We start from the raw sequence: 20,690 nt of genomic DNA on the forward strand, positions 1-20,690 counted from the left end.
TCCGGGTTTATCGCCGACCGCCCGGTGCGGCGCTGTGCCAGTCCGGGTGCCCCGGCATCGGCGGGGTCTTCGCGGCGTACAGCCAGCCGTCGAGGAACGACGTCAGATCGCGGCCCGCCACCCGCGACGCCAGCCGGACGAAGTCCGCGGTCGCCGCGTTGGAGTCCCGGTGCTTCCTCACCCAGCTCCGCTCCAGCCGGTCGAAGGCGCTGGCGCCGATCTCCTGACGCAGCGCGTACAGGACCAGCGCACTGCCGTCGTACACCACCGGCCGGAACAGGCTGAGCTTCTGTCCGGGCGCGGGTGTGTCGGGGCGGGCCGGCGGGCCGCCGGCCGACCGCCAGCCGTCGGACCTGACGTAGGCGTCGCGCATCCGGCTCTCCAGAGACTCGCCGGCGTGCTCCTCCGCGTAGCGGGCCTCGTACCAGGTGGCGTGTCCCTCGTTGAGCCACAGATCGGACCAGCCGAGCGGGGAGACGCTGTCGCCGAACCACTGGTGGGCGAGCTCGTGCACCATGATCGATTCGACGAACCACGCGGGGTGGTCGTTCCCCGCGAACAGGGACCGCTCGAACAGCGAGAGCGTCTGGGTCTCCAGTTCGAAGCCGGTCTCGGTGTCGGCGACCAGCAGTCCGTACCTGCCGAAGGGGTAGCGGCCGACCTGCTTCTCCATCCAGGCCAGTTGGGCGGGGGTCCGGTCGAGCCAGGGTTCCAGCAGCGTGCGGTCGACGGTCGGGACCACGTCGCGCACCGGCAGTCCGTGCGGTCCGGTGCGGTGGAGGACGGTGGAACGGCCGATGCTGACCTGGGCCAGCTCGGTGGCCATGGGGTGTTCGGTCCGGTAGGTCCAGGTCGTGTCGGCACCGTGCCGGGCGGTGCCGGCGGGCAGGCCGTTGGCGACCACGGTGAGGTCCTTGGGCGCGGTGACCCGAAAGGTGAAGTACGCCTTGTCGGCGGGGTGGTCGTTGCTCGGGAAGACCCGGTGCGCGGCGTCGGCCTGATTGGCCATGGCCAGGCCGTCGGCGGTGCGCACCCAGCCCCCGCCGTCCCGGTCGCCGCGTGGATCGCTGGTGTGGTGGACGGTGATGCGCAGCGGCACTCCGGACGGCAGGCGACCGGCCGGACGGACGACCAGGTCCTCGTCCGCCGTGGCGAAGTCGGCGCGCAGACCGTTGACTTCGACGGCGCGGACGGTGCCGTGGGTGAAGTCCAGGTTGATCCGGTCCAGCGGTTCGGTGGTCCGGGCGTCGATCGTGGTGACGGCGTCCAGCGGTTCGCTGTTGCTGCCGTGGTAGGTGAGTCCGATGTCGTACGCGAGGACGTCGTATCCGGGGTTGCCGAGGTGCGGGAAGAGCGGGTCGCCGATGCCGAGCGGCACGGGTGTCGGGACGGCGGCGGCTGCGACGAGGGCGGCCGATGCGGTGGCCAGCAGGGCGGCCCGCAGACGGCGGGAGATGAACGGCATGAACTACCGCTACCAGCGACCCCGGTCCGGACGGTCGCGGCACGCGCCGCACCACTCGAACGAGTTCGCTGCGGCAGATGGCGTTCCGCTGCCGGGATCAGTGGGCGGCCGCGGGGTGGCGGGCCCGGCTCACGTCGTACACCCCGGGTACGTCGCGCATGGCGCGCATCAGTGCCGGCAGTTCGGCGGCGTCGGGGAGTTGAAGGGTGTAGGTGTGCCGGACGCGTTGTTCGCTGGGTGGTTCGACGGTGGCGGAGACAACTGCCGCGCCCGCGGTCGCGATGGCCTCGGTGAGGTCGGCGAGCAGCCGGGGGCGTCCGAACGATTCGGCGACGAGGGTGACCCGGCATCCGGCCGCCGCTCCCCAGCTCACCCCGACCGGTGCCCGGCCGGTGGACCGCATCCGGACCGCCGCCGGGCACTTCAGCCGGTGCACGGTGACGACGCCGCCGCGGACGACGAATCCGGTGACGTCGTCGGGCGGCACGGGGGTGCAGCAGCCCGCCAGGCGCACGAGGGCGTCCGGCCGGTCCACCACGGCGGTCGTGGTGCCGGTCCCGGCCCGGCGGTCCTCCGCGGTTCCGGTGTCGGCCTGGGGCTGCGGCTCGGGCCGGGCCCCGGCGGGACCGCCGCCGTGCGGCCCCTGGGGGGCCTCCGGGTGGGCGTCCAGCCAGCCGGTGATGGCGATGCGGGCGGCGGGGGTCCTGGCGTGGTCGAGCCAGGCGGGCGAGGGACCGGATCCGGCGTCCTCGGCCAGCAGCGACTGCACCGTGTCGCCGTCGTTCAGCACCGTGCCGAGGGTGGCCAGCCTGCCGTTGACCCGGGCGCCGATGCAGTCGTGCGCCCGGTCCCCGTACTGCGCGTAGGCGGCATCGACGCAACTGGCCCCGGCGGGCAGTCCGAGCGTGCCGCCGTCGGTGCGGAAGACGGTGATCTCCCGGTCCTCGGCGAGGTCGGCGCGGAGTGTGGTCCAGAAGGTGTCGGAGTCCGGGGCCGACTGCTGCCACTGGAGGAGTCTGGAGAGCCAGCCGGGCCGGGTCGGGTCGGCGCGTTCGCCGTCCGCGGGTTCGGCGGCCTGGCCGGCGGAGCCGTGGTCCGCCGCGTACGGATTGCCGAGGGCGACGACGCCCGCCTCGGCGACCCGGTGCATCCGGTGCGTGCGGATGAGAACCTCGGCAACGGCACCCTCGGGGCCGACGACCGCGGTGTGCAGCGACTGGTAGAGGTTGAACTTGGGGGCGGCGACGAAGTCCTTGAACTCGGAGATCACCGGGGTGAAACAGGTGTGGAGTTCGCCGAGGACCGCATAGCAGTCGGCGTCCTCGCCGACGAGGACCAGCAGTCGGCCGAAGTCGGTGCCGCGCAGTTCACCGCGTTTGATCCGGACCCGGTGCACCGAGAGGTGGTGGCGCGGCCTGATGAGCACGTCGGCCGGGATGCCGGCCTCGCGCAGCACCGCCGCGACGTTCTCGGCGATGGGGGCGAGCGGGTCGGGGCCGGCTGCGGCGATCAGCGCGCGGGTCCGCTCGTACTCCTCGGGGTGCAGGATCGCGAAGACGAGGTCCTCAAGTTCGGTCTTGAGGGCCTGGACCCCGAGCCGTTCGGCCAGCGGGATCAGCACGTCGCGGGTGACCTTGGCGATCCTTGCCTGCTTCTCCGGGCGCATCACGCTGAGGGTCCGCATGTTGTGCAGCCGGTCGGCGAGTTTGATCGACATCACCCGGACGTCGTCCCCGGTGGCCACCAGCATCTTGCGGAAGGTCTCGGGTTCGGCCGCCGCCCCGTAGTCGACCTTCTCCAGTTTGGTGACGCCGTCGACGAGGTAGCCGACCTCCTCGCCGAACTGTTCGCGTACCTGATTGAGCGTCACTTCGGTGTCCTCGACGGTGTCGTGGAGCAGTGAGGCGGTCAGTGTCGTGGTCTCGGCGCCGAGTTCGGCGAGGATCAGGGTGACGGCGAGCGGGTGGGTGATGTAGGGCTCGCCGCTCTTGCGCGTCTGTCCGCGGTGCGAGGTCTCCGCGAGCACGTAGGCGCGGTGCAGGAGGGACAGATCGGCGTCCGGGTGGTGCGCCCGATGTGCCTCGGCGACATGCCCGATCGCGGCGGGCAGCCGGTCGCGCGGGACGGGTCCGAGCAGGGCGACGCGGCCGAGTCTGCGGAGGTCGATCCGGGGGCGGCCCCGCCTGCGGGCGGGAACACCTGGTTGGGCGGCCTCTGCGCTCATGGGGCACCTCCGGCGACGTCGACCGGCGGGGGAAAGGTGCGGTCGCGCCTCCGGGCCGGTGCTTGATGCTACCGAGCCCACCACGTGGCGGAGTCCCCCTCTTGCCCAGCGTGAAACGGATCACCCATTCGAGCGAAGCCGTGACACCTTCCGTTTCGCCGCGCCGGGGAGCCGGCCGGGCGCTCCGCACGGACGCCCTGGGGGGACTTCCTGAGGGCCTGTCGGGTGACCTCCGACCGGGGCCGGACCGGTCCGGTCCGAGGAAGCCCGACAGGCCCTCAGGCGCGGCGGCCCGACAGGTCCGGGTCGACGACTCCCTCGGCGACGATCACCGCGGCACCCGTCATCTCGATCTCGCCGTCCGGCCGTTCGGTGATGACGAGGGTGCCGCCGGGGAGATCGACGGTGTACGTGACCGGGGTGCCGGTCAGCGCCGGGTCCACGCCGTCCCTGCGGGCCGCCGCGACGGCAACGGCGCAGGCGCCCGTGCCGCAGGAACGCGTCTCGCCCGAGCCGCGTTCGTGGACACGCATGGCCACATGGCGCGGCCCGCGGTCGACGACGAACTCGATGTTGACGCCGTCGGGGTAGACGGACACGGGGCTGTACGGCGGTACGGACAGCAGGTCCCCGGCATCCGCCAGGTCGTCGACGAAGACGACGGCGTGCGGATTGCCCATGTTGACGTTGCGGGCGGGCCTGCCGCGGCCGGCCAGCTCGACCGTGACGCCGTCCCCGGGCAGGATCGCGCGCCCCATGGAGACGGTGATGTCGCCGTCCTTGGCGAGGTGCACCCGCTTCACGCCGCCCCGGGTCGCGACGGCGAGGTCGCCCTCCTCGACGTACCCGGCACGCTGGAGGTAACGGGCGAAGACGCGCACGCCGTTGCCGCACATCTCGGCGATCGAGCCGTCGGCGTTGCGGTAGTCCATGAACCACTCGGCCTCGTCCGCCATGGTCCGTGCCTCGGGATGCGCGGCGGACCGCACGACGTGCAGCAGCCCGTCCCCACCGATGCCGGCCCGGCGGTCGCACAGGCGGGCGACGAGGGCGGGGGGCAGGTCCAGGGCGTCGTCCGGGTCGGGGACGATCACGAAATCGTTCTCGGTGCCGTGGCCCTTGAGGAAGGCGATCTGCGAGGTGCTCACAGGGCAACTGTACGAGGCGGGACCGACAACCGCCGAAACCGGTCCGGCGGACGGCCGCGGAGGTCACGAGGCGGAGGGGGCGACCGGGGCGGGGCACGGTGCCGGACGTTTCCGCGGGGGCCCGGGGAGGCCGCCGGTCCGGTCAGTGGCGCAGCCGGTCCACCCGCCAGACGGCCAGCGCGACCAGCGCCAGGCACACGGCGACGTACAGGGCGATCACGCGCCAGTCGGGCCGCTCGTCCGTGCCCCGCTGCGGCAGCCCGGGCCAGGTGTGGCCGACCCGCCGGGCGGCCATCATGCCCCAGCCCGCGGCACAGCCGCTGATGAGCAGCCCCAGCATGGCGACCACGGCGCCGCCGTCCCCGAACTCGAAGGCGAGGGGGAAGGCGAACATCAGCGAGCCGACGGCCGCCAGCGCGACGATCGGTGCCAACTGCCAGATGCGCAGACGCCGCGCGGGCCGCAGCTCGACCTCGACCTCCGGGGCCACATCGAGCTCATCGGGTCCGTCGGGGCTCAAGCGCCCCGTCTCGTGCCCCGTGTCCGGTGCGTCGTCTTCCGTGTCGCGAGGGCCGGCCTCCATCGCCACGCGCCCTCCCCACTCGGAATCCACTGATCGATCGATGCTCGATGATGGCACGCTCCGGGGCACCGAAATGACGGGCGGAGCTTCCCGATGCCATCACGTGATCAGGCTGTAACCGCTCGTTCGACCAACGTCAGCGCCTGCCCCGGGAGTTCCCCGCGGTGCTCCGCGGCGCCGCTCAGCCAGTGGACCCGCGGGTCACGGCGGAACCACGAGTCCTGACGGCGCGCGAACCGCTTGGTGGCGCGGACCGTCTCGGCGCGCGCCTCGTCCTCGGTGCACTCCCCGGCCAGCGCTGCCAGCACTTGTTGGTAGCCGAGTGCTCTGGACGCGGTGCGTCCGTCGCGCAGACCGATCCCCTCCAACGCGCGCACCTCCGCGACGAGTCCGGCCTCCCACATCCGGTCGACCCTCCGGGCGATGCGTTCGTCGAGCTCCGGACGCGCCACGTCGACGCCGATCTGCACGGTGTCGTACACCGCATCGTTACCCGGGAGGTTGGCGGTGAAGGGCTTTCCGGTGATCTCGATGACTTCGAGGGCCCGGACGATCCGGCGGCCGTTGCTCGGCAGGATGGCCCGGCCCGCTCCGGGGTCGGCGGCGGCGAGACGGGCGTGCAGGACCCCGGAACCGCGCTCGGTCAGCTCCTCCTCCAGCCGGGCCCGCACTCCGGGGTCCGTACCGGGGAATTCCAGGGCGTCGATGGCGCCCTTCACGTAGAGCCCGGACCCGCCGACCAGGACGGGGGTACGGCCCGCGGCCAGCAGCCGGTCGATCTCCGCGCGGGCCAGCCGCTGGTATCCGGCGACGCTGGCGGTCTCGGTGACGTCCCAGACGTCCAGGAGGTGGTGGGGAACGTCGCCGCGCTCGCCGAGCGTCAGTTTGGCGGTGCCGATGTCCATCCCGCGGTAGAGCTGCATGGAGTCGGCGTTGATCACCTCGCCGTCGAGCTGCTGCGCCAGGAATACTCCCAGATCGGACTTTCCGGCGGCAGTGGGACCGACGACGGTGATGACCCGCGGTGCGGGAGCTGAGCTTCTCACCGCCCCAGTCTCGCAAACCTCCCGCCTGTTCCCGAACGAGCGAGGCAGCCCGGCCCGCGGCGCCGGGCCGGACCGCTCCTCGTCCGCCCCCGCGGCCCTTCCGCCCGTGGCCCGAAGGGCCGCTGGTCCCGCATCGGCGCATCCCTGCCCACAACAGTAGAATTCGTAGGAGAACGCGGGCGTTTGTCATGGTTCGTGGTTCGGCGGCGTGGCCGGTCGGTGACGCCGCCGGTGGCACGGCCGAACGGGCGCCCGGCCACGGTTCCTCAGCAGAGAAGGTGCCCGATGGGCTTCCTGGACAATGTGAAGGCCAAGCTGAGTCCCGCGAGGGAGAAGGTCGGCAAACTCGCGCATGAGCACGGGGGCAAGATCGACCAGGGTCTCGACAAGGCGGCGCGGACGGTCGACGAAAAGACCAAGCACAAGTACAGCGACAAGATCGAGTCCGGCACGAGGAAGGCCAAGGAGGCGGTCGAGCGCCTGTCCCACAAGCACGAGGACGATGGGCCCGGTCAGGAGGGCGGTACGCCGCCGACCACCCCGCCCGCGCCGTGACCCCCGGGCGACCGGGTCGCCGGACGGCCGTGGAACGGCGGCCCGGCACGATCACGGACGCACGCGGGTGCGGCTCCCCGGAGTCCGCGTGCCACGGGTACGGCTCCCGGCCGGGCGCGCTCAGGACCAGGCGGCCACGAAGTAGCCGACGCCGTACGGGGCGTCCTCGTGGAGCAGCCGACCGCGCAGGCCCGCGCCCTCGGCCGCCCCCGCGAGCACCTGCCAGGGTGCCCGGCCCGCCGCCTTGAGCCGGTACGCCAGTGACGCGTCCAGCGCGATCAGCGCGGCCGGATCGGCGTCGGCGAGCGCGCGGGCGGCGTCGGCGTCGAAGGCCTCGGCGCGTTCGTCCAGGTAGCCGGGGGCCTTGAGGGTGCGACAGGCGCTTCCGTCGCCCATCACCAGCAGCGCGACCCGGTCCGCGCGCGCGGCAAGGTCCTGTCCGGCGCTCACGCAGCGCTCCGTTTCGAGCGGCTCGCCCACGCCGAGGCCCTCGACCGCCGTGTCCGTCGTCTCCGTCCACCGTGCCCGGCCGAGCAGCCAGGCCCCGACGGCCAGGGACGGCGGAAGCGGGCGGTCCGCCGGTGCGGCCCGCTCGCGCCCGAGCCGTACTGCGAGGTCGACGCCGAATCCGGAGAAGGTGGCGGTGGCCCCCTCGGGGTGCGGTCCGCGGCCCGCGTGGGCGGCGGGCCCGACGACGATCAGCAGGTCGGGCCGGGCGGCGGCGAGCTCGTCCAGAGCCGTGGCACAGGCGTCACGCAGCCGGTCGAGTTCGGGCGCGGCGCCCGCGGCGACCTCGGGCACCAGCAGAGGCGGACAGGGACAGACTGCGGCGGCGACAAGCATGGTGGGAAGCGTACTGCGTACGCGCACGGTGCCCGACGGCCGCGACCCGACGGACCGGCGCCCCGGAGGCCGTCGGCCGGCCGGTCGGAGGCCGGCCGACAGGCTCTCAGTCGCAGCCGCAGCCGGGGGCAGCGGCCGCGGGCAGCGGCGCGGGGGCGCCGATGCCGGGCAGTCCCAGCATCACCCCGGCCGGCTTGGCCGCCTCGGCGGCGTTGCGCTTCTCCCAGGCGTCCCCGGCCCGGGTCCGCCGCACGCCCGCGGCGGGGCCCTCGGCGAGCAGGTGGTGCGGGGCCGCGTACGTGATCTCCACGGTCACCACGTCCCCCGGGCGCACCTCCTCGTCCGGCTTGGTGAAGTGGACCAGGCGGTTGTCGGGGGCGCGGCCGGAGAGGCGGTGGGTGGCGCCGTCCTTGCGGCCCTCGCCCTCCGCGACCATGATCTCCAGCGTCCGGCCAACCTGCTTCTTGTTCTCCTCCCAGGAGATCTCCTCCTGGAGGGCGGACAGCCGCATGTACCGCTCCTGGACGACCTCCTTGGGGATCTGCCCCTCCATCTCGGCGGCCGGGGTTCCGGGGCGCTTGGAGTACTGGAAGGTGAAGGCGTTGGCGAAGCGCGCCTCGCGGACCGTGTGCAGGGTCTGCGCGAAGTCCTCCTCGGTCTCGCCGGGGAAGCCCACGATGATGTCGGTGGAGATGGCGGCGTCCGGCATCGCGGCGCGCACCTTCTCGATGATGCCGAGGAACCGCTCCTGACGGTACGAGCGCCGCATGGCCCTGAGGACCGTGTCCGAGCCGGACTGCAGGGGCATGTGCAGCTGCGGCATCACGTTGGGCGTCTCGGCCATGGCCGCGATCACGTCGTCCGTGAAGTCGCGGGGGTGCGGCGAGGTGAAGCGGACCCGCTCCAGGCCGTCGATCGTCCCGCAGGCGCGCAGCAGCTTGGAGAACGCCTCCCGGTCACCGATGTCGGAACCGTAGGCGTTCACGTTCTGGCCGAGCAGGGTGATCTCCGAGACGCCCTCGGCGACCAGTGCCTCGATCTCGGCGAGGATGTCGCCGGTGCGGCGGTCCTTCTCCTTGCCTCGCAGCGCCGGGACGATGCAGAAAGTGCAGGTGTTGTTGCAGCCGACGGAGATGGAGACCCAGGCCGCGTAGGCAGACTCGCGTCGCGTGGGGAGGGTGGAGGGGAACGCCTCCAGGGACTCGGCGATCTCGATCTGGGCCTCCTCCTGGACGCGGGCGCGCTCCAGCAGCACCGGCAGCTTGCCGATGTTGTGCGTGCCGAAGACGACGTCCACCCAGGGGGCCCGCTCGACGATGGTGGCGCGGTCCTTCTGGGCCAGGCAGCCGCCGACGGCGATCTGCATGCCCGGGCGCCTCGTCTTCATCGGGGCGAGCCTGCCGAGGTTGCCGTAGAGCTTGTTGTCGGCGTTCTCCCGCACCGCGCAGGTGTTGAAGACGACGACGTCGGCGTCGCCGTCGGAGCCCTCCGCGGCCCGCACGTACCCCGCACCCTCCAGCAGACCGGACAGCCGCTCGGAGTCGTGGACGTTCATCTGGCACCCGTAGGTGCGGATTTCATAGCTTTTGGTTCCCTGAACGTCCACTGCGAGGCTCCGGTCGCTGCTGCTGGTCATCCCTCAAGGGTAGGCGGTCGCGGGAGTGACTCCGGCGCCGGAGGTTTCGGCCCTGGTCATCGCCGGGACGGGCTGGCAGGATCGCCGCCATGCTCCAGGCACTGTCCCGTATCGGCCGCCGGCGTTCCTTCCAGGTGTGCGCCGTGCTCGTCGTCGTGCTCGGGCTGCTGCTGTGGTGGCTGCTCCCGCTCGGGAAGCAGGCGCCGAGCGGCACGCTGACGTTCAGCACCGGGGTGCGCAGCGGGGTGTACCAGCGATACGGGGAGCGGCTGAGGGGCGATCTTGCCAAGGACCTGCCGCAGGTGTCGATCAGGCTCCGGACCAGCGAGGGTTCCCAGCAGAACATCGCGCGGGTGGCGACCGGTGAGGCCGACTTCACCATCGCCACCGCCGACGCTCTCGCCACCTATCTGCGCGACGGCGGTCCGGGGGCCGACCGGTTGCGGGGCTGCGTCCGGTTGTACGACGACTACATCCAGCTGGTGGTGCCCCGGGACTCGCCGGTCCGACGGGTCTCGGACCTGCGCGGCAAGCGCGTGGGGGTGGGGCAGCCGGGCTCGGGCGTACGGCTGGTCGCCGACCGGCTCCTGACGGCGGCCGGCCTCGATCCGACGAACGGCATCAGGGCGGTTCCCGACGGCATCGACACCATGCCGCAGCAGTTGGAGGGCGACCTGCTCGACGCGTTCTTCTGGTCGGGCGGGCTGCCCACCTCGGCCGTGCAGGAACTGTCGGACCGGTTCCCGGTCCGGCTGGTGCCGCTGGAGGCCTCGCTGATCAAGGAGCTCCAGGCGGCGGGCGGGTCCGCCCGTCACTACCGGTCCGCGGTGATGCCTGCGGACGCCTACCGGACCGTGCAGCAGGGGCAGGCGGTGCCGACGGTGGCGATCGCCAATGTGCTGGTGACCACCGACCGTACGGATCCGGCATTGACCGAGGCGTTCACCCGGACCGTGATCGACAGCCGGGACCGGATCGGGCGGGAGGTGCACGCGGCCCAGCTGGTGGACCTGCGCACGGCCATCTACACCGATCCGCTGCCCCTGCACGAGGGTGCCAAGCGCTACTACCGCTCGGTCAAGCCGTGATCCGCCCCGTGCTCCTTCCTTCCGCCCCGGCTGCTCAGCCCTGCGAACCGTCGCGCGGCACCCTCACCGTGACCCGGAGTCCGTGCGGCTCGTTGGCGGCGTAGCCGAGGGAGCCCCCGCCCGCGGCCAGGAGGGCCTGGGAGATCGACAGTCCGAGACCGGAGCCCTTCACGTTCTGGTGCTGGTTGCTGCGCCAGAACCGGTCCCCGACGCGCTCCCTCTCCTGCGCGGTGAGGCCGGGTCCGCGGTCGGCGACGACGACCGTGACGTCGTCCGGTCCGGAACCGACCGTGACCAGGACCTCTTCGCCGGCCGGGGTGAATTTCAGGGCGTTGTCGATGACGGCGTCCAGGACGCTGGACAACGCGATGGGATCCGCCCAGGCCGTCACGGCGGACGCGCCGTCCGCGACGAGTCGTACCCCCTTCTCCTCGGCGACCGGGCGCCAGGAGGCGACGCGTTCCGCGGTGAGGGCACCGATGTCCGTGAAGCGCAGGTCGGCCGCGGCGTGTTCGGCGAGGGCCAGGTCGAGCAGGTCGTCCAGGACCTGCGCGAGGCGCTTGCCCTCCGTGCGCACGGAGGCGATCTCCTCGTTGTTCTCTGGGAGTTCGAGGGCGAGCAGCTCGATCCGCAGCAGCAGCGCGGCCAGCGGGTTGCGCAGTTGGTGCGAGGCGTCCGCGACGAAGGCGCGCTGCTGCTCCAGCACGTTCTCCACGTTGTCGGCCATCTCGTTGAACGACCGGGCCAGGCGCCTGAGTTCCGGCGGCCCGCCGGAGGCTGCCACTCGCGAGCGCATCCGGCCGCTGGCGATGTCGTGGGTGGCCGCGTCCAGGGTCCGCACCGGCAGCAGGACCCAGCCGGTGAGCCTGATCGCGGCACCGACCGCCACCAGCATCGCGACCGCCTCGCCCGCGGCGATCAGCAGCCAGCCGTTCAGGGTGCGCGAGCGCATCTGGGAGGTGGGCGAGTCCATGACCACGACGGCGATGACGTCGCCGTCCCGTACGACGGGCGAGGCGATGACGATCCTCCCCCGCTGCCAGGGCCAGACCTGGGGCGGGTCGTGGCTGCGGCGGCCGAGGAGCGCCTCCTTGAACGCCTCCCGCCCCTCCCCGTCCAGGGGCAGCTGCCAGCCCGCCGGCGCCTTGGCCATGGTGCTGTCGTCGCGGTAGAAGACACCGGCCCGGATGCCGTACACCGAGGCGTAGGTGTCGAGTTCGCCGCGCAGGGTGCGCCGCCGCTCGTCGTATCCCAGGCCGCGCTCGGCGACGAACTGGGCAAGCGCGGCGAACCGTGCCGCGTCGTCGATGCGGTCGATGACGACGCGCTGCTGCTGGGCGTTGGCCACGCTCACGGCCAGCGGGAAGCCGAGGGCGAGCAGCACGCCCGCCATGAGCATGATGAGCAGGGGAAGCAGCCGGGTGCGCACCTGGGACGTACGTCTCTACGCGGTCGGGGCGACGAGGCGGTAGCCGACGCCGCGCACCGTCTCGATCAGCGCGGGCAACCGCAGTTTGGAACGCAGCGACGCGACGTGCACTTCGAGGGTCCGCCCGGTGCCCTCCCAGCTCGTGCGCCACACCTCGCTGATGATCTGTTCCCTGCGGAAGACCACGCCCGGCCGCTGGGCCAGCAGCGCGAGCAGGTCGAACTCCTTGCGGGTGAGCTGGATCTCGGCACCGTCGACGCTGACCCGGCGGGTCGGCAGCTCGATCCGGACGTGTCCGAGGCGCAGCGCGGCGACCGGTGTGGACACGGTGTCCTCCCCGGTGGAGTTGCGTCGGCTGACGGCGTGGATGCGGGCCAGGAGTTCGCCGGTGTCGTAGGGCTTGACGACGTAGTCGTCGGCGCCGAGGTTGAGGCCGTGGATCCGCGACCGGACGTCGGCGCGCGCGGTCACCATGATCACCGGCGTGGAGGTGCGCTTGCGGATCTTGCCGCACACCTCGTAACCGTCCTGGTCGGGCAGCCCGAGGTCGAGGAGCACGACGCCGAAGGGTTCCGTGTCCGCGGGCAGCAGCGCGTGGAGCGCCTCCTCGCCGGTCCGTGCGTGCACGACCCGGAAGCCGTGCCGGGCGAGGATCGCGGAGAGGGCGGCCGCGACGTGGTTGTCGTCCTCGACGAGCAGCAGTCTCATGCGCCTCCCTTCCGTCGTCGGTGCGGTGCCGCGTGCCGCGCGAAGGATGCCGCGCGGCGTGCGTGCCGTGTGTCGGTGCCGATTCCGTACGCCTCTCGTCACTTCCCCGTACGGAGGTGTTTCACGTCATGGCGTACCAGGGCATCCACTCCGATGACGGGTGTGTCCGTCAAGGGTTCGCCTGTCGCTTCCGGCCATCTGTTATCCACCCGGTACGCCCGGGATGCCACACCCGCATCCCTGCTCACAGGGTGTGTCCGGGTACCGCCGGATCGTTATCCTCAATTCTCGCTCAGATGTGATGACGCTGGTCGCACCGGCCCCTATGGTCCTTCCCAACCGAGGAGGACGGAGCAAGAAGCCGATGAGCGGAGTTTCAGTGACCAAGGGCGCCGAGGACGCCGCAGCCGCGGCGAACGACCTTGTCGTACTGAGCAACGTCAACAAGCACTTCGGCGCGCTGCATGTGCTCCAGGACATCGACCTGACCATCGCCCGCGGCGAGGTCGTGGTCGTCATCGGGCCTTCCGGGTCCGGGAAGTCCACGCTGTGCCGCACGATCAACCGCTTGGAGACGATCGACTCGGGCGACATCTCGATCGACGGCAAGCCGCTGCCGCAGGAGGGCCGGGAGCTGGCACGGCTGCGCGCCGATGTCGGGATGGTTTTCCAGTCGTTCAATCTCTTCGCGCACAAAACGGTGCTCGAAAATGTGATGCTGGGTCAGATCAAGGTCCGCAAGGCGGACAAGAAGGCCGCCGAGGACAAGGCCCGTTCGCTGCTGGAGCGGGTGGGAGTCGCGACGCAGGCCGACAAGTACCCGGCCCAGCTCTCCGGCGGTCAGCAGCAACGCGTGGCCATCGCCCGGGCGTTGGCGATGGACCCCAAGGTGATCCTCTTCGACGAGCCGACCTCCGCGCTCGACCCGGAGATGATCAACGAGGTGCTGGACGTCATGCAGCAGCTCGCCCGGGAGGGCATGACGATGGTCGTGGTCACGCACGAGATGGGCTTCGCGCGTTCGGCCGCGAACCGGGTCGTCTTCATGGCGGACGGAAAGATCGTCGAAGAGGCCGCGCCCGACCAGTTCTTCAGCAACCCGCGCAGCGACCGGGCCAAGGACTTCCTCTCGAAGATCCTTCACCACTGATGACAACGACCAACGGCATAAGGACAGTTCACATGAATCTCCGCAAGTCGGCCGCCGTCGCGGCCATCGCCGTGCTCGCCCTGACCGCGACCGCCTGCGGCGGCAAGGAGGGCTCGGCCGGTGACAAGCCCGCCGGGGCCGAGCCCGGTGCCTCGGGTGCCCCCGAGTTGCCGAAGTACACCGTGGCGACGGGCGTCGACCTGGACTCGCCGACCTTCAAGGAGGCGAAGAAGCGCGGCAAGCTGGTCATCGGCGCCAAGGCCGACCAGCCCTTCCTCGGGTTCGAGGACCAGTCGACGAAGGAGCGCTCCGGCTTCGACATCGAGATCGCCACGATGATCGCCGCCGACCTGGGCTTCTCGAAGGACCAGATCGAGTGGAAGACCGTGGACTCGGGCATCCGCGAGACCGCGATCTCCAAGGGGCAGGTCGACTACTTCGTCGGCACCTACACGATCAACGACGAGCGCAAGAAGCAGGTCGGTTTCGCCGGCCCGTACTACAAGGCGGGCGCCGACCTCCTCGTGCGCCAGGACGACACCTCCATCACCGGCAAGGACGCCGTGAAGGACAAGAAGGTGTGTTCCATCGTCGGCTCCACGCCGCTCCAGGAGATCAAGAAGCCCGAGTACGGCGCGAAGGTCGTCGAGCTCGCCAAGTACTCCGACTGCGTGCAGCAGTTGCTGACCAAGCAGGTCGACGCGGTCACCACCGACGACTCGATCCTCAAGGGCTACGCCGCGCAGAACCCCAAGAAGCTGAGGGTCGTCGGCAAGCCGTTCACGGAGGAGCCGTACGGCGTGGGCCTCAACAAGGACGACAAGGTCCTGCGCGACGCCATCGACGACTCCCTGAAGAAGCACGTCGACGACGGCACGTACCAGAAGATCTACGACGCGACCCTCGGGCTGTCCGGCTCGAAGTACGTGGCCCCGCCGGCCATCGAGCGCTACTGACCGAGAAGTCGACTGACGTGTCCCGTACGCGGTTCCTCCTTCCGGAACGCGTACGGGGCCCCTTCCCCCCTGCCCCGATGCCGCTGACAGCCGACGCGGAGATCTCATGAATGTACTGCTCGACAATTTCCCGGAATTCCGCGACGGCTTCATAGGAACCGTGTCGATCACCGCCATCAGCTCGGTCATCGCGCTGGTCCTCGGTGTCCTCATCGCCGGACTCAGGGTCTCTCCGGTGCCGCCGCTGCGGATCTTCGGGACCGCCTGGGTGACGCTGCTGCGCAACACCCCGCTGACCCTCCTCTTCCTGGTCTCCTTCTTCGTCGTACCCGAAATCCTCTTCCCCGGGATGAGCCCGTTCCTGCTCGGCTCGCTGGCGCTCGGTTTCTACACCTCGTCGTTCGTGTGCGAAGCGGTCCGCTCGGGTATCGGCACCGTTCCGCTGGGCCAGGCCGAGGCCGCCCGCTCGATCGGCATGACGTTCTCCCAGACGCTGAGGATCGTGGTGCTGCCGCAGGCCACGCGGACCGTCATTCCGCCGCTGAGCAGCATTTTCATCGCACTCACCAAGAACTCGGCGATCGCCGGTGCCTTCAGCGTCACGGAACTGTTCGGCTGGCAGAAGCTCATGAGTGACCGGGGCTACGCCATCACTCCCGTCTTCATCTGGGTGGCCCTCGGCTACCTGGTCGTCACCTTTGCCATCAGCGGCCTGTTCTGGATGGTCGAACGTCGCATGGAGGTCGCCCGATGAGTGCCAGCGTGCTCTACGACGCACCGGGCCCGAAGGCCGTCGTACGCAACCGGGCCTACGCGGTCGTCGGATCCCTCGCCATCCTGGCCCTGCTCGCGGTCAGCTTCGTGCGACTGTCCGACAAGGGGCATCTGGCCCCCGAGATGTGGGACATCTTCAACTACTCCGGTATCCGGCAGAACATCGCCGACGCCGTACTCGCCACGCTGAAGGCCTTCGGTCTCGCCGCGATCGGCTCGCTGATCCTTGGTGTGGTCCTCGCCGTGGGCCGCCTGTCGGACCACAAGCCGGTCCGCTGGTTCGCCACCGCGTTCATCGAACTCTTCCGCTCGATCCCGCTGCTGATCACCATCTACGCGATCTGGGTGGGCTTCCTCACCGACTACTCGATGTGGGCACTTGCACTCGGGCTGTCCGTCTACAACGGCTGTGTCCAGGCCGAGGTGCTGCGCGCCGGCATCAACTCCGTGCCCAGGGGCCAGCGCGAGGCCGCGTACGCCCTGGGCATGAGCAAGACCCAGGTGATGGTCACCGTCCTGATGCCGCAGGCGGTACGGGCCATGCTGCCGACCATCATCAGCCAGCTCGTGGTCACCCTCAAAGACACCTCGCTGGGATTCATCATCCTGTACCCGGAACTGCTTCAGACCGCCCGTCTGATCGCGTCCAACACGCAGGTGAACGGTCAGTACCCGTACGTCTCGACCATCATCGTCATCGGCGCCATCTACGTCGGCATGTGCCTCCTGCTCTCGGCGCTCGCCACGTGGATCGAGAAGCGCGGGCGGCGGGCCAGGACCGGTGGCGGTGTCGCGGTGGCGACGGCCACCGGGCCGGACGGGGCCCCGCTCGTTCCGGCCGGCTCCGGTCCGGCGGGCCCGCACACCGACGGCGGCACCCAGGATTCCGGCGGCCGCTGAGAACGGCGGCGCCCCCTGACGGGGCGTCTTCGGCACACCGACGGGGGGCGCACCCGGGCACACCGGTGAGCACCGGTGCGCAGGGCGCTCGCCGCGGTGGCGGGCGGTGCCGGTCCGACGGCTCTCTCCAGGGGCGGTGGCGGATGCGCCACCGCCCCTCACCGCCCTTCGGTGTCGCTTGACGCGGGCACCGGCAGTAGGTTGCATACGTTCTGTGATCGCGCCCGCTGCCCCTTCCGCCGCCACGCCTCCTCCACGCCTCGTCCCGATGCCGGGCCGCGCCTTCGTGCCGTCCGTGTCCGCGCCGTGCGCACCGGTCCGAGGAGCTGCCCCGTGGACCCGGTGATCGTCGTCGGCGCGGGACCGGTCGGTCTGGCGCTGTCGCTCGCCCTCGCCGCGCAGGGCGTCCCCTCCGTGCTGCTCGACGAGGATCCGGCGAAGGACGAGACGCGCCCCGCCCGCACCGTGGTGCTGCGCGAGGACACCGCCGACCTGGTGGAACGCCTCGGCTGCAAGACGCTGGAGCACGAGGGAACCCGGTGGTCGGGATGGCGGTCCATGCGGCGCAGGCAGGTCGTCCGCGAACTGCCGCTCGGCGTGCTCGACGAGGGCTCCTGCGACGAGGATCCACCGGCGCCCTCCCCCGTCCATCTGCCGCAGCACGCCCTGACCCGCGGTCTGTGGGACGCGGTGACGGCGCAGGATCTGGTGCGGGTGGCTCCGTTCAGCCGGATCGACACGCTGGAGCAGGACGCCACCGGGGTCACGGTGCACACCCGGGAGCCGAACGCGACCTGGTGGCGCGGGAGTTACCTGGTGGGTTGCGACGGTGCCCGGTCCACGGTGCGCAAGCTGCTCGACATCCGCTTCCCCGGGCGGACGGCGGTGGAACGGCATGCCGTCGCGGCCCTGCGCACCGAGCTGCCGTGGCCGGGGCAGGCGGTGCTGCACCGGCTTCCGCCGTGGCGCGGCGGCGGTGACGAGGTGACCGCCCGGCCGCTGCCGGACGGCGCCTGGCGGCTGGACTGGCTGCTTCCGCCACGTGGCGAACTCGTCACCCCGGACGCGCTGATCAACCGGATCCGGGACACCCTGGCGGGCTGGTGCGGGGAGACACCGCCCTACGAACTGCTGGACACGGGCGTGTACACGCTGCACCACCGGCTCGCCCTGCGCTGGCGGGCCGACCGGGCCCTGCTGGCCGGGGACGCCGCCCACCTGCTGGGCGCGCTGGGCACCCAGGGGGTCGACGAGGGACTGCGGGACGCGGAGAACCTTGCCTGGAAGCTGGCCCGGGTCTGGCACCACGACGCGCCGGAGGTGCTGCTCGACAGCTACCAGGCGGAGCGGCGGGCCGCGGTGGCCGCGCGGCTGCGCGCCGCGGACCAGTCGCTGCCGATACTGCGGGGCGGAGGCGGCCTGCGGACCCTGCTCCCGGGGAGCGCACGGGGGCACGACTCGCTGCTCGCCGACGGCCATCTGGGCCATGGCCCACTCGGTGCGCCCCCCTCGTACGCGTACTCGCCCCTTGCGCCCCCACGCGCCGAGGCGCACACGTCCGTCGGTACGCCCCCTGGTGCGCCGGTCGCCGATGTACGGGTCACCGCCCCCGACGGCACCACGGTCCGGCTGCGTGAACGGCTGGGGCTGGGGCACCTCCTGGTGGTTCTGGTGGCGCCGGGAACGGGGGTGTGGGACCGGCGTCACTGGATGACCGCCGGCGTCATGCCACGTCTTGCCGAGGCCGTCGAGGCGCTGCCGGTGAACAGCGAGCTGCTGGTGACGGAGAGCTATCCGGGAGCCTCGGCCCACACCGTGCTGCTGATCAGGCCGGACGGTCATCTCGTGGCGGCGTTCGCCGGGGTCCGGCCCCAGGAACTCCACGCGGCGGCGAACACGGTGCGTGGCGGCGACCTGCGCGCTTCCGCGCGCTCCGACCGGACAGCGGACATCAATTGACCGCCGCGGGTCCGCGTGGTGTACTCCCGAACATGACCGGCACCGATGTGCGCCTGTGGCGGAGGGTCCATATGGACCTCGTCCGCTACGCGGGCTGCGTGTGTCGCCCGTCCTGCTGACTCGCCCTTCCACGCCGTGCCGTGCGCTCCGCCGTGCGGCCGTGCCTCCGTGCGAAACCCAGGACGGTTCCTGTGTCTGCCTCCTCCCCCTCTGTCCGTGTGTCCCCCACCACCGGGCGTGATTCCGGTCCCGCCGCCGCGGAACTGCTCGACTTCGTCCGCCGTGTCGCCGCCGACGCCGCGGTCGTCGCCTCGCTCCCCCTCGATCCCGAGGGACGTACCTGGATCTCTCTCGACGGGCCCGGCGACAGCGAGGCATGGCTGATCGGCTGGCCGCCGGGCTCCGGCACCGGCTGGCACGACCACGCCGACTCGATCGGCGCCTTCACTGTCGCGGCCGGCGCTCTCCGGGAGTTCTCGCTCGCCGCCCGGCTGCCCACCGACGGCTGGAGGACCCTCGAACTCACCGACGGCATCGACCGTTCCCGCGAGTTGGCCACCGGCCGCGGCCGGGCATTCGGCCGCCACCATGTCCACGAGGTACTGAACGAGTCGGCCACGGAGCACGCCGTCTCCGTCCACGCGTACTATCCGCCGCTGCCGCGGATCCGGCGCTACAGCCGGACCGGCTCCGTGCTCCGGCTGGAACAGATCGAGAGTCCGGAGGACTGGCAGTGAGCGGTGGGCGTGCGGGCGGACGGGAGCCGGTCGGGATCGACGAGCTGCTGGAACGGGTCCGGGCCGGATTCGTCAGACTCGGCCCGGCGGAGGCCGCCGCCGCACGCACGGCCGGGGCCCTGCTCGTCGACATCCGCTACGCGGAACTCCGGAACCGGGACGGGCTGATTCCGGGGGCACTGGTCGTCGAGCGCAACGAACTGGAGTGGCGGCTCGACCCGCGGGGAAGCCATCGGGCCCCGGAGGCGGTGAGCCACGATCTCAGGATCGTGGTGGTCTGCGACGAGGGGTACGCGTCGAGCCTCGCCGTCGCGTCCCTGCGGCAGTTGGGGCTGCACCGGGCGACGGACCTGATCGGCGGCTTCCAGGCATGGCGCACGGCGGGGCTCCCGGTCCAGACGTGACGGCGGGACGACGGGACCCCCGGCCCAGACGTGACGGCCGGGACGGCAGGACCCCCGATCCGAGCGCGACGACCGGGACGGCGCAGCCGCGCGTCCCGTACCGGTGCGACGACCGGGACGGCACAGGTGTCCATCCTGGTGCGACGGCCGGGACGGCACAGGCGCCCGTCCCGGTCCGACGGCCCGGCTCCGCACCAGCGCCGGGCCGCGAACGCCGGGCGTTCCCCGCCCGCGTTGGGGGCGGCCGGGGAGGCGAGAGAAGCACCGGCCTCGCTCGCCGATCCCCCGAATCCGCGACGACACACCCGAACGCCGCACCCCGGTGGAGCGATCTCCGGTCACGACCGACATTCGGCTCAACGCCGAACACGTGACGGAGGCTGCGCCCCCATGCCGAGCCCCACCCCCACCCCCGCTCCCATTCCTGTCCGCCACCGCGCCACCATCCCCCTCCCGACCCCCGACCAACTCGACGCGCAGGCCGCTCGTCTCCACGACACCGAGGTCTGGTACCGGATCGTCTCCGGCTGGGACCTCACCGCCGTCGAACCGGTGCGTCCGATCCCCTTCCCCGTCAGCACCGATCCGTCTCCGGACCGTCGGCCGGAGGGCTGGCGCGACCTGTTGTCCGTGCCGGTCGACCAGCTCATCGCCGATTCCGTGCGCGCCCTGCCGACGGCCGCGCCGCGCGAACGGCCCCTCCCCGGAAGACTGGGGGCGATGCTCCCCGACCGGCTCCACACCTGGCGCCGCATCGGGCAGCCCGATATCCGGCCGTCCACGCATCTCGCCCATGCACGGCGCGTCCTGACGGAGTGGGGGTGGCAGAACACTCCGTACCGGCTCCGCAACGCCCGCGGCGCCCGGTGCGTCTGCGGTGCGCTCCTCACCGCGCACCGACTGGGCTACGGCTCCCTGGACACCGTTGACCGGGCGGGCGCCTGGATCGTCACCGAACTCCGCTCCCGTGGCTGGACCGGCCTGATCGGGCCGTGGAACCGCTGCCCCGGCCGCACCGCCGAAGAGGCTCTCGCCCTGATCGACGCCACCATCGACCGGGCCGCTCTGGCAGGGCAGTGACCGAC

General features: G+C 71.6%; 20 protein-coding genes. 11 read left to right on the forward strand and 9 right to left on the reverse strand.

Annotation, left to right across the window (positions count from 1 at the left end; genetic code table 11):
- Positions 1 to 7: 7 nt before the first annotated feature.
- The 5 genes from ACF1CT_RS31880 to miaA form a co-directional block, all read right to left on the reverse strand.
- Positions 8 to 1,465: a M1 family metallopeptidase gene (locus tag ACF1CT_RS31880; RefSeq protein WP_391787475.1), complete on the reverse strand. Its 1,458-nt coding sequence runs from the start codon at positions 1,463 to 1,465 to the stop codon at positions 8 to 10.
- A 97-nt stretch (positions 1,466 to 1,562) separates the two neighbouring features.
- The gene (locus tag ACF1CT_RS31885; RefSeq protein ID WP_391787476.1) at positions 1,563 to 3,689 is read right to left on the reverse strand and encodes a RelA/SpoT family protein; all 2,127 of its coding nucleotides are present in this window, start codon (positions 3,687 to 3,689) and stop codon (positions 1,563 to 1,565) included.
- Positions 3,690 to 3,967: 278 nt separating this feature from the next.
- Positions 3,968 to 4,837, reverse strand: coding sequence for a diaminopimelate epimerase (gene dapF, locus ACF1CT_RS31890; protein ID WP_391787477.1), 870 nt, complete (start codon positions 4,835 to 4,837; stop codon positions 3,968 to 3,970).
- A gap of 142 nt (positions 4,838 to 4,979) precedes the next feature.
- Positions 4,980 to 5,420: a hypothetical protein gene (locus ACF1CT_RS31895; protein WP_391787519.1), complete on the reverse strand. Its 441-nt coding sequence runs from the start codon at positions 5,418 to 5,420 to the stop codon at positions 4,980 to 4,982.
- 107 nt (positions 5,421 to 5,527) lie between these two features.
- Complete coding sequence (gene miaA, locus ACF1CT_RS31900; protein WP_391787478.1) at positions 5,528 to 6,466, reverse strand: tRNA (adenosine(37)-N6)-dimethylallyltransferase MiaA; 939 nt, start codon at positions 6,464 to 6,466, stop codon at positions 5,528 to 5,530.
- A gap of 285 nt (positions 6,467 to 6,751) precedes the next feature.
- Here miaA and ACF1CT_RS31905 point away from each other — a divergent pair, with 285 nt between their 5' ends.
- The gene (locus ACF1CT_RS31905; protein WP_391787479.1) at positions 6,752 to 7,021 is read left to right on the forward strand and encodes an antitoxin; all 270 of its coding nucleotides are present in this window, start codon (positions 6,752 to 6,754) and stop codon (positions 7,019 to 7,021) included.
- Positions 7,022 to 7,141: 120 nt separating this feature from the next.
- Here ACF1CT_RS31905 and ACF1CT_RS31910 read toward each other — a convergent pair whose 3' ends face one another.
- A complete protein-coding gene (locus ACF1CT_RS31910) occupies positions 7,142 to 7,864 on the reverse strand; it encodes a class III extradiol dioxygenase subunit B-like domain-containing protein (RefSeq protein ID WP_391787480.1) in 723 nt (240 codons plus the stop codon).
- 106 nt (positions 7,865 to 7,970) lie between these two features.
- The gene (miaB, locus tag ACF1CT_RS31915) at positions 7,971 to 9,500 is read right to left on the reverse strand and encodes a tRNA (N6-isopentenyl adenosine(37)-C2)-methylthiotransferase MiaB (protein WP_391787481.1); all 1,530 of its coding nucleotides are present in this window, start codon (positions 9,498 to 9,500) and stop codon (positions 7,971 to 7,973) included.
- 89 nt (positions 9,501 to 9,589) lie between these two features.
- Here miaB and ACF1CT_RS31920 point away from each other — a divergent pair, with 89 nt between their 5' ends.
- Positions 9,590 to 10,588 (forward strand): TAXI family TRAP transporter solute-binding subunit, encoded by a 999-nt coding sequence (locus ACF1CT_RS31920; protein WP_391787482.1) that lies wholly within the window; start codon positions 9,590 to 9,592, stop codon positions 10,586 to 10,588.
- Positions 10,589 to 10,622: 34 nt separating this feature from the next.
- Here the strand turns inward: ACF1CT_RS31920 and ACF1CT_RS31925 are convergent, their stop codons facing one another.
- Entirely contained in the window at positions 10,623 to 12,017 is a 1,395-nt protein-coding gene (locus tag ACF1CT_RS31925; protein WP_391787483.1) for a sensor histidine kinase, read from the reverse strand.
- Positions 12,018 to 12,032: 15 nt separating this feature from the next.
- The gene (locus ACF1CT_RS31930; protein ID WP_391787484.1) at positions 12,033 to 12,725 is read right to left on the reverse strand and encodes a response regulator transcription factor; all 693 of its coding nucleotides are present in this window, start codon (positions 12,723 to 12,725) and stop codon (positions 12,033 to 12,035) included.
- 364 nt (positions 12,726 to 13,089) lie between these two features.
- Between ACF1CT_RS31930 and ACF1CT_RS31935 the strand changes: the two genes are divergently transcribed.
- From ACF1CT_RS31935 to ACF1CT_RS31975, 9 genes are all read left to right on the forward strand, one after another.
- Entirely contained in the window at positions 13,090 to 13,875 is a 786-nt protein-coding gene (locus ACF1CT_RS31935; RefSeq protein ID WP_391787485.1) for an amino acid ABC transporter ATP-binding protein, read from the forward strand.
- A gap of 32 nt (positions 13,876 to 13,907) precedes the next feature.
- Positions 13,908 to 14,831, forward strand: coding sequence for a glutamate ABC transporter substrate-binding protein (locus ACF1CT_RS31940; RefSeq protein ID WP_391787486.1), 924 nt, complete (start codon positions 13,908 to 13,910; stop codon positions 14,829 to 14,831).
- Positions 14,832 to 14,937: 106 nt separating this feature from the next.
- Positions 14,938 to 15,585 (forward strand): amino acid ABC transporter permease, encoded by a 648-nt coding sequence (locus tag ACF1CT_RS31945; RefSeq protein WP_391787487.1) that lies wholly within the window; start codon positions 14,938 to 14,940, stop codon positions 15,583 to 15,585.
- Positions 15,582 to 16,505: an amino acid ABC transporter permease gene (locus ACF1CT_RS31950; RefSeq protein ID WP_391787488.1), complete on the forward strand. Its 924-nt coding sequence runs from the start codon at positions 15,582 to 15,584 to the stop codon at positions 16,503 to 16,505. The genes ACF1CT_RS31945 and ACF1CT_RS31950 overlap by 4 nt, the downstream gene beginning before the upstream one ends.
- A 333-nt stretch (positions 16,506 to 16,838) precedes the next feature.
- Entirely contained in the window at positions 16,839 to 18,464 is a 1,626-nt protein-coding gene (locus ACF1CT_RS31955) for an FAD-dependent monooxygenase (RefSeq protein ID WP_391787489.1), read from the forward strand.
- 32 nt (positions 18,465 to 18,496) lie between these two features.
- Complete coding sequence (locus tag ACF1CT_RS31960; protein ID WP_360027292.1) at positions 18,497 to 18,583, forward strand: putative leader peptide; 87 nt, start codon at positions 18,497 to 18,499, stop codon at positions 18,581 to 18,583.
- Between the two features lie 99 nt (positions 18,584 to 18,682).
- Positions 18,683 to 19,201 carry a cysteine dioxygenase gene (locus ACF1CT_RS31965; protein ID WP_391787490.1) on the forward strand — a complete coding sequence of 173 codons (519 nt, stop codon included), beginning with the start codon at positions 18,683 to 18,685 and terminating at the stop codon, positions 19,199 to 19,201.
- Positions 19,198 to 19,605 (forward strand): rhodanese-like domain-containing protein, encoded by a 408-nt coding sequence (locus ACF1CT_RS31970; RefSeq protein WP_391787491.1) that lies wholly within the window; start codon positions 19,198 to 19,200, stop codon positions 19,603 to 19,605. Before ACF1CT_RS31965 ends, ACF1CT_RS31970 begins: the two co-directional genes overlap by 4 nt.
- Before the next feature lie 390 nt (positions 19,606 to 19,995).
- Entirely contained in the window at positions 19,996 to 20,685 is a 690-nt protein-coding gene (locus tag ACF1CT_RS31975; RefSeq protein ID WP_391787492.1) for a hypothetical protein, read from the forward strand.
- Positions 20,686 to 20,690: the final 5 nt, after the last annotated feature.

The sequence above is a fragment of the Streptomyces sp. NPDC014734 genome, from assembly GCF_043083325.1.
Taxonomy (GTDB): Bacteria; Actinomycetota; Actinomycetes; order Streptomycetales; family Streptomycetaceae; genus Streptomyces.